Genomic DNA, 13,075 nt, shown 5'->3' on the forward strand with positions numbered 1-13,075 from the left:
ATTTTTGATAGAGAGCTTTTTATGGTATTTATATAACCGTTTGCTTACATAACGATTAGTTTTTTGACTGTTCTTGAGTTACCTGAATTTATAGTAACAAAGTAGATTCCAGCTGCATAATTTGACACATCCATTTGAATGTTTTCTCCGGCAGCACGATTTTTAATCGTATCTATTAATTGCCCTTGATTATTTACTACGTTTATATCCACTTGATTTAGATTATTGCTAGGTAATGCAATCGTTACTTGAGAAGATGATGGATTAGGATATAAAGACACACCATCTAATTGAGTAGCATCTTCTACAGCGAGTAAGGTATCAACATTAAAATCATCTATAAATGTTCCATTACCAAAGCCACCCACATTAATTACTCTAAAAATAGCTCCTACAGTACCTTGATATGCTGCTAAATTTATTTCCTCAGTTCGCCAATCATTTGATGAAGTTGGGAACCAACTAAATGTTGCAGGTGGGACAGTTGCCAATTCAGAACCTTCTTTTTCGTAAATAGAAGTAAATGTAGCACCGCAATCTGTAGAAATTTCAACACGCAGTCCATCAATAAAATTAGTATTGTTAAATTGTGCTTTTGCTAATTCAAACCTCAATACAGGGCTATTAATAGTAAGATCAAATACAATGGTTGTAAGAACATCTTCAGCTCCATTTGCATTGTATTGAAAATTATTTACATATCCCACAGTAGTAGGAGTTCCATCAACACCAATTACGTTAGTTGATTCTTCCCAAGTAAAACTATCATCAGGATTTGAAATAGACCATCCTAATGCTGGAAAACCATTACTTTCAAAAGTTTCAACAAACGGTGTTGATTGTACTGTAGCTTGAATAACCATATCAAGACTAATAGTATCATTAGCGATATATTCATCACCATCACTAGATGCAGTGACAGTTAGGGTATAGCTTCCTGAATCTGTAATAGTAAGTAGTGTAGTAAAATCATAGTCAACACTTTCTCCTGTTGCTAATGTGCCATTAAAAATTTCAGTTACAATATCTCCTCCGCTTAACTGGTATGATACCTCAAAATCAGTTTGTGCTACTTCTCCATTATTTTGGATAGTGGCAGAAACAACACCATCAGGATCTCCACATGCGCCAGAAAAATTTTCTGAATCGCTATTGATTGCTGTAACCGTAAGGTCATTATTAAGAACGCAATTCAATAATCCATTTGAATATAAAATAGCATTTGTTCTTCTGTTATTCCATCCTTCTGTTGCATTGCTAGCTGCTACTGCATACCAAGTATCTGCTTCAGGATCTGTAATTGGAACAGTAATAGAAGTTCCAGAAGTAGAACCAGCGATTTCCATATAAGGACCGTCTAGTATATATAAATCATAACTCTCTGCTCCATCAAGAGCGTCCCATTCAAAAGTTGCTTCTGTAGGACACGCTTGAGTAATAGTAAGTCCTGAAACAAGATTTGCTATAGAAAAGTTTGCATCACTTGTATCAGAAAAAGCACCACTAGTTACTCGTACTAAAGCTTCTCCAGTTACATCTTGTGGTACATTCCAGATAAAAAGGTTTGAATTATCCGTCACTGTAGCAATTGTATTCCAAGTACCACCATTATTATTAGAGTATTCAACAACAAAATCTTCTGTAGTATTAACTGCATCCCAATGGATTACTTCTTGTTCTCCAGGAGTAAAACTTTCACCTTCATTAGGATATGTAACTGTTAATTCATCTTCAATAACTTCATAAACTATAAAGTATTCTTGTGATCCTACAGGAACATTAAACCCAGAAATATCAAGCGTATAATCTCCAGCGCTTGGATTATTAATCAATACTTGCTCCATATTATTAAGATGATCTTCACCTGTAGTAGCTGGAGTATTAAGATTAGTTGGATTAGGTGTTGAATCAAGAATCCATGGTAATAAACTTGTATTATCAGGTGAAGTAACCACAAGATCTAAGTCATTAACAAGTGCTGTTGAAGCACCTGGGCTTGCAGCAACATCTTTCCAATATAACATAAATCGCACTTGAGAAGTTCCATTAGGAATAGAAATAGTGTGCGTGTTAGATTCACCTTGTGATACATTATCAGATAGATAACGCTCGTCTTCTAACAGTTTTGCAGCACGTAAACCGTTTACAATACCCCATCCAAATCTAAAATCAGGTCCTACATTACCTGCTTCATTTGCAGTATTTAAAAGAGTAGCTTTAATTAATGCAGAATTTGGAAGTTCTCCACCATTTAGTTCTCCGTAGGCTTGATATAATTGTGCTGAAATCCCTGCAATACCAGGAGCTGCTCCAGAAGTTCCTCCAAAAGAAAAATAAGAATTGTTTTCTCCTGTAGAGATTTGGTTTTGACCATTTGCAGCAATGTCTGGTTTAATACGCCCATCATGAGCAGGACCTCTACTACTAGAGTTCACTAATGAACCATCGAAAAATACATTAGCCGTAGCGATAACGTTTTTCCCTTGCTTATGTCCTCCTGTGATATTTCCCCATTGAGTACCAGCTCCATAACCACAATTATTATTATTTGAATTTCCTGCAGAAAATACGTGTAATAAACTAGGAATATTATTAATTTGAGTATCTACCGTTTGTGTAACTGTAGTATAACCTGCATTACAACCATCTGAATATGATGAATTAGTGATTTGTACACTACCATCATTGATAAGTGATGTCGTAGCAGCATCTAGATGGCTAGGTACATAAGTTGCCACAAAAACATTTGATCCAGCTGCCATTCCTCTATTTCTAGGATTTAAATTTCCAGCTCCAGCCATAATACCAGCAACACCATCTCCATGTGTTTGACCTGAACCAGCTGTCAAAGAGTTATCTATTCTATCTTGGAAATCAATATGTGGTCCTACAATACCATCGTCACGTACCAAAACACCAATGCCTTCTCCAGTATAGTTTCTACCTGTTGGTGTTTGTGTATCTAAACCTGAAGCTCTGTGAAGAGATCTACCAAAAACATCTTCTTTTGTAGCAGGAGCATTAATAACTTCTACCCATTTTACATATGGTAATGCAGATAATTCCTCAAGACAATTATTTGGAATCTCAAGCTCAATATTTCTAGCACCTCTCCATTGTTGAGATACTGTAATCTGCTTATTTGCTAAGTCAGAAATAACATAATCAGCTGTTACAGCATCATGGAATTGAAGTGTAACTAAAATACGATCACCTACAATAGCCCAATCGCCAATATTGCCGAATTTGAGATCTGGTGATAATTTATATTCTCCTAATACAGGAGCAATACTTCTTACTCCTTGTGCGCCAAGAAATGAAGTGCTAGTAGTTTCAGGAATAAAAGCTAGGTATGTTCTGTTACCTATATATTCTAGTAAATCTACTCTATTAGCCTTAATAAGATCTTGTACACTTTTTGTAGGAGTTTGATAAAATTGAATCCACGTATAAAAACCTTGCTGAATTCTAGTTGTAGGATTTAATTGATCCCACTGAAAAGAATCGATGTTTTCAGTTAAATTAATGGATTCATTTTGAAAATTAATAGTGTACTCATTTTGAGCAAATGATTTTGTAAATACAAAAATCAAAAATAGTAATGTAATTTTTTTCATAGTAATTCATAAATTGATGATATCTCAAATGTAATTAGTTAAATCGGAAAATCGTTAGTAATCAGTAATCGCCGATAATAATTTCCATATAAAATCTCATAGAATCAGCTTTTTAAAGCCAAAACCCCAAAAAAGATTGTAATTTACTTATATGGTATTGTGTACATTCTAAATATTTGTTTGTTGTAAAAATAATAGTAATAATAGCTAATAAAATGATAATAATACCTAATTAAATGCTAATATGCTATTTTTTCCTACCAACGATAAATAAATAATCGCCTAAATTATTTTTGTATGAAGAAATTATATTATCAATATATGTATGCCTAATATCCTTTTTAAGATTTTTGAGTCCTTGTAGTACTTCTTCTTTATTTGCTAAAGAAGAAAAAGATGAAATACCATTTCTTATATGTTGATTAAAATATAATGTAGGATCGTGTTTACCACAGTATAGAAATTGATCTTGTAAATCTGGTTGAATAAAATATGGAGCTGTTGTTACTATTTCTATACCTGCATTTTTCATTGCCTTTGTAATGGAAGTTAAAGTGGGCATTTGTGTGATAGAGTCAGCAAGCATTTTAGGAAAATAATGGTGTAACCAATAGTTTTTCATCTGTAAAGGAGTAGAAGTAAAAATAACAATGCGTCCTTTTTTTTGTAATACTCTAGATAACTCTTTCATCCCTTGAGTAATATCTGTCCAATGATGTATCGTTAAAAAAGCGGTAACACCCTGTATACTCTCAGTAGGCAATCCTGTGTTTTCTGCTGTTCCCATTCTCCAATCTATAGAAGCATTTTTTTGTTTTGCTTTTTCTAGCATTGTTGTAGATGGATCAATACCTATACAAGTAAAACCTCTTCTTTGAAGTTGATGCGTGTAATTTCCAGATCCGCATCCAATATCTAAGTATAGATTATGTACTTGAGGTTGTAAATGATATATGAGACGTTCAGTAAGGTAAGGATCTGCCTTCCTAGTGAGATTATATGTTGTTCCTATAGTATCATACGTTGCTTTCATTTAAAACAACTTTCCATAATAATTTAAATCAATTAACCGTCCATCTGTAGTACGATAATCGCGCTTAATAGTACCCTCATATAGAAAACCACATGCAATTGCAACCTGAATACTTCGTTTGTTTTCTTTAGCAATTCTGCATAATAATTTTTTAAACCCATGTCTTTGTACAATAGTATCTATAAGATGAGTAAGGTGATGCGTAATGATACCCTTACCTTCATAGTTCTTATCTATGAAAGCACCTAATTCTGCTTTAGGAACTTCCCAATCTATATTCTTTATATCTATAAATCCAATGAGTTTTTGAGATGTTTTTTCTTTAATAAGATATGGAAAGTATGTGCGCTCTTCTATGCGTATTTCTATTTGCTTGCAATAATGCTTTGTAGCTTCTAATGTTGTTGTTTTTGAAACTGTTCCAGCAAAAAAGTCTTTTAATCGCTCCTTATTTTCATTTATCAGTTTAAAAAAAGACGTGTCATCTTCTATGGACAAGAGTGTAAACTGATAATTATTAAAATCAAATGACATACGCATGCTTCTTTATGATGACAATCTTACGACGAATTCTATTTAAAAAGCTTGATATAGATTAAGATTTTTGAATTCTAGATAATGTTTCTGGTGTCATTCTTAAATAAGAAGCGATATATCTATGTGGGATTTCTTGAAATAATGTAGGGTACATTTCTAATGTTTGTTCATACCTTGCTTTAGAAGAATTAAGTAATAAGGTTTTTTCACGATCAACTCGCATTAATAACAATTGAAAAAGAACCTGTTGCCATAGAGATAATGTTTCTTTTTCCTTCTCAATAAATTGTAAAAACTGACTTTTAGAAATCACCTTAACTGTTGTTTTCTTGATGGTTTTAATGCATAATTTAGAAGGGGCATCCGTTAAAAAAGAATCTATAGCAGATAGTAATGAGTTTTTATAGCCAAAATACATGATATGTTCTTTAGCTTCTTCAGTAATATAAACACGAGCGCTTCCATCTTCTAGGAAATAAAGATTTGTATCTATGGTACCGGCTTCTTTAATACATGTATCTCTTTTAAATTCAAGTTCGTGCTCCCATAAACTGGCAGTTGCAATTTTATCTTTTAATATTTGAATAGCATTTTCTATCAAAACTATCTATTTTAAGAACTACAAGATAACATAGAGCATCCTACTTTATGACGCGCCCACTCTGGACGTTTAGCAAACCAACGTTCATACTTCGGTTGTTCATCATATGGATTTTTAAGAAGTGTATGGATCTCATCCAGAAGTTTATAATCCCCTTTGTCTGCGGCATCTATCACGAGTTGTGCTATATAATTACGTAATACATATTTAGGATTGACTTTATTCATTTGTACTTTACGTTCAGCATCTGTTAGAGTCTCCCTAGAAAGTCTTTTTATATAGTTTTGAAACCATGTTTCCCAATGGGAATAGATGGTTTTGGAAATCTCTTCTGGTTTATAGAAGGCCGCTTTCGCGAAAGCGTAAAAAGCATCTTCCCAACTAGTAGTTATATTTTTTGATACGAGTGACAAGTTCCTAAAGAATATAGTCATATCAGTTTCTGAAGCTTGAAGATTTTTCTCTAAATCTGCTATGAGTTGGATATCTGATTCCTCAGCCATTTGTAAGCCTAATTTTTCTCGCATCATTGCGATATATTTTTTAGGATACTCCGTATGATAGCTTTGTAATATAGCTTCTAGTGGTTCGGTTTCACCTATTAATGGATATAATGCATTGGCCAATTGGAGCAGATTCCAAAGGGCAATCTGTGGTTGATTTCCAAATCGGTATCGTTTGTTTTGGCGGTCGGTAGTATTGGGTGTCCATCCAGGTTCATAAGCTTCTAACCATCCATAAGGGCCATAATCTATGGTAAGACCTAAAATAGACATATTATCGGTATTCATGACACCATGTACAAATCCAACACGTTGCCAATGAATAATCATTTCTAATGTGTTTTGTACGATCTCATTAAAGAATCCAAGATAACCTTCTTTAGTTCCTCCTTCATATTGAGGATAAAAATGCTTAATCGTATAATCTGTGAGGGTTTTAAGTGTTTCTGTATCCTGACGACTGGCAAAGATTTCAAAATTTCCAAAGCGAATAAAACTTGGAGCAACACGACAAACAATAGCCCCTCTTTCATAAGCCGCATTACCATCATACATGACGTCTCTTAATACTTGATCACCTGACAACGAAAGTGATAATGATCGTGTAGTAGGCACGCCTAAATGATACATCGCTTCACTACATAAATGCTCTCGTATAGAAGACCTAAGTACTGCTAATCCATCTGCTGTACGAGAATAGGGTGTTTCTCCAGCTCCTTTAAGCTGTATTGCCCAACGTTTATTCTGATGTGTGATTTCTGCTAAGTTAATAGCTCTTCCATCACCTAATTGACCAGCCCAATGTCCAAATTGGTGCCCGCCATAACACATCGCATATGGAGCAGTTCCTTCTTGTACATGGGCTCCAGTTACCATATCAAGAAAGGCTTTTGATTTTATATCTTCTTGAGATAACCCAAGAGTTTCTGCCATTTCATTAGAAACCTGAAGTAGGGAAGGAGCAGATGGTATTCTAGGGGTTACATAAGAAAAACAAGCTTTTTCTACCTGTCGTCTTGTATTTGCTGTACTAGGATCGGCAGGTAATTCTTGACTAAACGTGTTTTCTATAGATAATTGCATAGCGCTTTTTTGAATAGGAAATATTCAAAGTTACGAAGACAAATGTGACTTATTACTATTTACCGAAACTACTGATCTGATCTTAAAAATAGACATTAATTGATAATAACTTGATCTACTTTTGGCAAGCTAAATATAAAATGGGATGTCTTTACGATCTCTTTATATGTAATATAATAACAAGAATAAAAAGTATGGGAATAACGCGAGTAAGATTAGAACAGTTAACAGGTATACCTAGTATAAGACCTCATTTAAGAGAAGTAATAGCAACAAGTAACTTACCAAATAACACTGCATTTTTTACATTAAAAGGCTCTTACTTTACTCCAGATATGAGTATAGATTTTCGAGGGCAAACAGTTAATTCAATAGATTTTATAAGTGATAATGAGGTAAATGTTAGTGTTTCTACGGGTGCGACCGAAGGCCTTTTTGATATCATATTAAATAATGGAATAGAAGTCACTTTTAAAGAAGTATTATTGATCGCATTAGGTGAAGTGTTTATACCTACAGAAGAAACAATAACTATTGTCTCTGGGCAAATAGATACAAGCATAGACGGACAGATTAAAGTCTTGAATGATAATATAGCTGGAATAGGTGAGTTTTTTTCTATACCCATTGATAAAGATTTCAGATTAGAATGGAAATTTTCTGAATCACTTGTAAATACACAAGGAGGAGTAGGTTTAGGTAGTAGTAGAATAGATTTACTAACACAAGCTGGTAACAAAGTTCTCTTTAGAGGTGATGTGTATTTAAATAAACTCCCTTCTGAAATAGGAATGTTTTTAAATCAATCTACATCTGGATTTGGTTTTGGTTCTAATGTGTATAATTCATTGAGACCTCCTGTGACTAATCATAACTATATGTTTGAGAGAATCAATGGTATTTTACATTTTAAAATTAATGGAGTAACAAAGCATACTTTTACAGATGTAGCTGATAGTGATGTTATGAAAATACAAATGTCTACTAGGTTTTTAGACATCATTAATATTAGGTATATAGAACTAGTATAGATTTACTAATAAAGAATTGAAACTACTGATTTGATCTTGAAAATAACCCATGTTTTACAACCTGAACCTATATTTTTGAGGTGTACGTTGTAATGAAGGAAATCAAGATAACGGAGTGTCAATAATACGAGAAAGTAAGACATGAATACATCATTGAAATAGCATTTTAAAAGAACCACTGAAGCTATTGATCTGATCTTGAAATAATAGTGTGATTCTTGATTTCCTCATTTACTTTTGACACCAGTTAAGAAATAAAAGTTAACTGAATCTTTATGAATGATATAAAAATGAATGTCATTATATCATTTTGAAATTGTAATAAAGTAGAATTTAAAGAAGAGCTGAAACTACTGATCTGATTGAGAAAAAGTAGTGAAATTTAAAAAATAGGATGCTACTTTTGACAAACATTTGAATAAGTAATTAGCTTAGGAAATGATAAAATAGAATTATGAGAGAACAAAGAGAAGCCTTAAAAACATATTTTGAAAACGGAGATCGACCAACACAAACTCAGTTTGCACAGCTTATAGATTCTTATGTGCATTTAAATGAACTGAATTTCGGATTGAAATTGCGATCATCGGGAACTTTAAAAGCTAAGTTCTATCATTTTTATGATGCTAATGAACCTTTTTCTGCAGAGGCTCATAAAACTATAGAAGCTCCAGCTGGGAGTAAAGCGGAAGTAATTCCTGGTTATACACATCTTTTCAGTAGAATAATTCAATACAAAGAATTAGTGTGTGAAATAGAAGGAGCTGTTGATTTAGTGAAACATCAACCTAAAATTATTATAGAACGCTATAAACAAAAAAAGAAATTAGCCAGTGGTTATATAAAACCAGCAGGTTTTTATAAAGAGCTAACATTTGATGCTGCTTTATGGAATAGGAAGTCAGAATATGATGTAACCTCTAGAGAAATGACCTTGGACCTTGGACCAGTTCATTATTTTAAACCAGGTGCTAGTTTTAGAGATTTCAGACCATCAGGAAGTATACGTAGATCAGGATCTTTTAAGTATTCTAGACATGGGAAATCATATGTTCCTATTCAAATGAAATTACAAATAACCATAGATAATACAAATTATACCTCACATCCTATAGATTTAAAAATAGTTATGGGAAGTGGAGAAGAAACAGATGCTATAAATTTTGCTTTTGATTAAGCAATATGTTCATAAATAGAATGACCTTAACCGCGTAGGACGCTATATACAAGAAATACCTTTATTAAAATAGTCAGGCGACTAGTTTTTGAGATGTGTATAGCTTGCTCTGGCAATTTATAATTGCATTAGTGCAGAGGTTCTTTAGTAAAACGTATGTGTAACTTAGTGATGTAAAAATTGCTTTGATGTACTATGAACACTAATCCCTCATAAGACACTTTTGTGAAAGATGTATTTTGCCATTGTAAGTGAAGACAACCATTACTTTTCAAATGATTGTTGTAGGAACTTCGGTGGAGAAAGACTCTAATCAAAAAGAGGTACAAGTGCGTACCATCTTTTGAGACTTTTCAATGAGAGCGACCTTGAGGTTAACATTCTATTTTAAAATGAAAGCACGTTACTCTTTATGAGTGACGTGCTTTTTATTTTTTAATAATTTGGGTGATAAATATATTCTTCTATATATTTTTTAAGATTAGAAGGTTTTTCATCTCTTGCAATCTTCATTTTATATGCTTTTTCTGCAACCGCTATTGCTATTTCAATAGAGAGTCTTCTTATTTCGGTTAACCTAGGATATAATGCACCTTCTTGAAGGTTTTCATCGGTTACAAGTTGCGCTAATGTTTTTGCTGCTACTAGAAATAGTTCATCAGGAATGATGGATGCGTTTGCTATAATAGCTCCTAATCCCAAACCTGGAAATATATAAGCGTTATTTCCTTGCCCAGGACGAAATACCTTCCCATTATAATTCACGTTACCAAATGGACTTCCACTAGAGAAAATAGCTTTTCCATTACTCCATGTATATGCTTGTTCTGCGGTACATTCTGCTTTGGATGTAGGGTTTGATAAAGCAAAAATGACGGGGTGTTCATTTAACACAGACATACGTTCTATAACTTCTTGTGTAAATGTCCCTGGAGCTCCTGTAGCACCAATTAAAATATGCGGTTGTACACTGTCTATAGCATCTATAAAATTGCTTTGTATTGCTTCATGTGCATATGGTAAATTATGAGATCTTAAATCTGTACGACTTGCAACCACTAGCCCTTCAGAGTCTACAAACCATAAACGTTTACGAGCTTCTTCTAGAGATAACCCTTCATTTACAAATGCAGCAACCATTAAATCAGCAATTCCTGTTGCTGCAGATCCAGCACCTAAAAACATCACTTTTGAATCTACAAAAGAACGTCCTGTGATTCTACTAGAGGCATATACGCCTGCTAATGCAACAGCTGCAGTTCCTTGTATATCATCATTAAAACTAAGAATACGATCTCTATAGGTATTTAATAGTCCATATGCATTTGGAGTTAAAAAATCTTCAAACTGAATCAGAGCTCTTGGATATTTTTTTTGAACTGCTTGTACAAATTCCTCAACGAGCTCAAGATATGCTTGACCTTCTAATCTTTTATGAGGGTATCCTAAGTATAAAGGATCGCTTAGTAACTCTTCATTATTCGTACCTACATCTAGCATCACAGGTAATGCTTGATGCGGTGGTATACCAGCACATGCTGTATAAAGCGCTAATTTACCAATAGGAATTCCCATACCATTTGCACCTAAGTCTCCAAGACCAAGAATACGTTGCCCATCAGTGATTACAATAATTCTAATATCATTTTCTGGCCAGTTCTCTAAAATAGTCTCTATATCTCCTTTGTCATCAGGAGTAATATAAAATCCTTTTGGACTTCTAAAAATATGCGAAAATTCTTTACTTGCTTGCCCTACTGTAGGAGTATAAATTAACGGCATAATTTCTTCTATATGATCTATAGCTACTTTATAAAAAAGGCGTTCATCTCTTTCTTGTAATGATGATAATAAAATATAACGTTCTATATCAAACCCTTTACGTCGTATGCCGTCCATGACGCGTTGTACTTGTGTGTCCTGAGTTTCTACAGAGTAGGGAAGTAACCCTCTCAAACCTAGTTTCTCTCTTTCTTCTTTAGAAAAAGACACTGACTTATTGAGTGTTCCGTCTTCTAATATGGCTAAACATCTTTTTTGCATTGACATAAATCTTTATTTAGTATGTTATTTTCTTTGTAGTTGGATAAGGCCTCTTTGTTCAAATGGAAAATGATCTATATGAAATTTTTGATATACTGAAGCTGGTATCCCTAAATCTGCAATATATATAGTTGTTGAAGTGGGAAGATTATACAAGATTTTTTTGGGAGCAGCTAGTGTAACAATAGTATCTGCCTCAAAGAATAGAGAAGTAGTATCCCCTAAATACCCTGTAGGGATATCAAGTGCTATTTTATAGGAATGACTTGTATTTGCCTCTTTAATCCTTTGTGCTAAATTCTCCCTTAAAGGTAGCTTTTGCGAAAAACCTAGATACGCATCTACCCATATATCTGGTGATAGTATATGATCGATAGATGCACCAAACTTTAAAGCTCTTTTTAACTGAAGACTAGGAAGTTTTTTTGTGATTTCAGTAAAGGGGTCAATATAGACTTTATATCCCCATGCAGACAATCTTCGTGCTGCAACAAGGCCACCGCCACCATTATTTCCATTACCAACACCTATTTTAATGGTTTGCGCCTTTGTAGTCTTTTCTGCAATCATTAAAGCCAATTGTAATCCAGCATTTTCCATCATAAGTTCTATAGGGAGATGATACTGCTCGACGGCATAATAATCCATATCTCTAAAGGCTTGTAGCGTTAATGCTTTTTCTTTTGGATATTCAATTTCTGGGTAATGAACAGCAGCTGTCATGTACAGATATCAGTTTTGGTTGTTAGTATAAATGATATGCTACTAGACGAAATTAATAAAAAGAACTTACGACAAAAAGTGTAGAATTGGCAAGATGTCGCCTAGGCGACATTTTAAACCCTATAAAATGTAAATTTATTCTGACAGGTACTCATTAAATACCTTTTGGGGGATTTCTATTGTTTTTTCTTGCTTAGGCTCAAATGGAAATCCATATTCAGGATTGTCCATAAAATAGGCAGTAGATGTAGTACTAAAATCATAAATAGACCACGCATAAATAGATGAATTTCCTATTTTATTTTGATAATTAGGATTTTTATAATAGTTGGTTTCTGCTTTAATATCAAAAATACTATAGGTTATTTCTTTCTTAAACAATCCTTTTTCAACATCATTTTTCCACCAATAGGTAGTAAATTGTTTAGAGTGATCTTTATCTAAATACCAAGTTTCATCTAGTAAAGGTAATCCAAGATTTTCTCTTTCTTGGTTGAAAATTATTCCATGCTCTTTATTAAAAGGGATGACAGCTTTGTAAAGGAAATTGATTCCTAGTGCTAGAAGAGAAAGAATTACCCAACGTAATAATTTTTTTAGATCTACTAGGTCTATTTTTAAAGATGATGAAAACTGTTTAGGATTACTTTTATAATCATAATAGTAAGCGATTAAAATAGGAACTATTAAAATTCCTATTAAAGCAGCAATAATTATATAATTCATT

General features: G+C 33.3%; 10 protein-coding genes. 2 read left to right on the plus strand and 8 right to left on the minus strand.

Annotated elements, in window-relative coordinates; translation table 11 throughout:
- Nucleotides 1-44: 44 nt before the first annotated feature.
- From CHB80_RS12165 to CHB80_RS12185, 5 genes are all read right to left on the minus strand, one after another.
- Complete coding sequence (locus CHB80_RS12165; protein WP_089371738.1) at nucleotides 45-3,617, minus strand: S8 family serine peptidase; 3,573 nt, start codon at nucleotides 3,615-3,617, stop codon at nucleotides 45-47.
- A gap of 247 nt (nucleotides 3,618-3,864) precedes the next feature.
- Nucleotides 3,865-4,650, minus strand: a complete 786-nt coding sequence (locus tag CHB80_RS12170; protein WP_089371739.1) for a class I SAM-dependent methyltransferase — start codon at nucleotides 4,648-4,650, stop codon at nucleotides 3,865-3,867.
- Nucleotides 4,651-5,184 (minus strand): GNAT family N-acetyltransferase, encoded by a 534-nt coding sequence (locus CHB80_RS12175; RefSeq protein ID WP_089371740.1) that lies wholly within the window; start codon nucleotides 5,182-5,184, stop codon nucleotides 4,651-4,653.
- A gap of 61 nt (nucleotides 5,185-5,245) precedes the next feature.
- On the minus strand, nucleotides 5,246-5,788 hold the full coding sequence (locus CHB80_RS12180; RefSeq protein WP_179218145.1) for a Crp/Fnr family transcriptional regulator: 543 nt from the start codon (nucleotides 5,786-5,788) through the stop codon (nucleotides 5,246-5,248).
- An 11-nt stretch (nucleotides 5,789-5,799) separates the two neighbouring features.
- A complete protein-coding gene (locus CHB80_RS12185) occupies nucleotides 5,800-7,374 on the minus strand; it encodes a protein adenylyltransferase SelO (RefSeq protein WP_089371742.1) in 1,575 nt (524 codons plus the stop codon).
- Between the two features lie 194 nt (nucleotides 7,375-7,568).
- Between CHB80_RS12185 and CHB80_RS12190 the strand changes: the two genes are divergently transcribed.
- Both CHB80_RS12190 and CHB80_RS12195 read left to right on the plus strand, forming a co-directional pair.
- Entirely contained in the window at nucleotides 7,569-8,405 is an 837-nt protein-coding gene (locus CHB80_RS12190; RefSeq protein WP_089371743.1) for a hypothetical protein, read from the plus strand.
- 454 nt (nucleotides 8,406-8,859) lie between these two features.
- Nucleotides 8,860-9,582: a hypothetical protein gene (locus CHB80_RS12195; protein WP_089371744.1), complete on the plus strand. Its 723-nt coding sequence runs from the start codon at nucleotides 8,860-8,862 to the stop codon at nucleotides 9,580-9,582.
- Between the two features lie 435 nt (nucleotides 9,583-10,017).
- Here the strand turns inward: CHB80_RS12195 and CHB80_RS12200 are convergent, their stop codons facing one another.
- The 3 genes from CHB80_RS12200 to CHB80_RS12210 form a co-directional block, all read right to left on the minus strand.
- A complete protein-coding gene (locus CHB80_RS12200) occupies nucleotides 10,018-11,625 on the minus strand; it encodes an NAD-dependent malic enzyme (RefSeq protein ID WP_089371745.1) in 1,608 nt (535 codons plus the stop codon).
- A gap of 24 nt (nucleotides 11,626-11,649) precedes the next feature.
- Nucleotides 11,650-12,348, minus strand: a complete 699-nt coding sequence (locus tag CHB80_RS12205; RefSeq protein WP_089371746.1) for an NAD(P)H-hydrate epimerase — start codon at nucleotides 12,346-12,348, stop codon at nucleotides 11,650-11,652.
- Nucleotides 12,349-12,483: 135 nt separating this feature from the next.
- The gene (locus CHB80_RS12210) at nucleotides 12,484-13,074 is read right to left on the minus strand and encodes a hypothetical protein (RefSeq protein ID WP_089371747.1); all 591 of its coding nucleotides are present in this window, start codon (nucleotides 13,072-13,074) and stop codon (nucleotides 12,484-12,486) included.
- Nucleotide 13,075: the final 1 nt, after the last annotated feature.

It is taken from the genome of Dokdonia pacifica (assembly GCF_900188275.1).
GTDB classification, from domain to species: Bacteria; Bacteroidota; Bacteroidia; order Flavobacteriales; family Flavobacteriaceae; genus Dokdonia; species Dokdonia pacifica.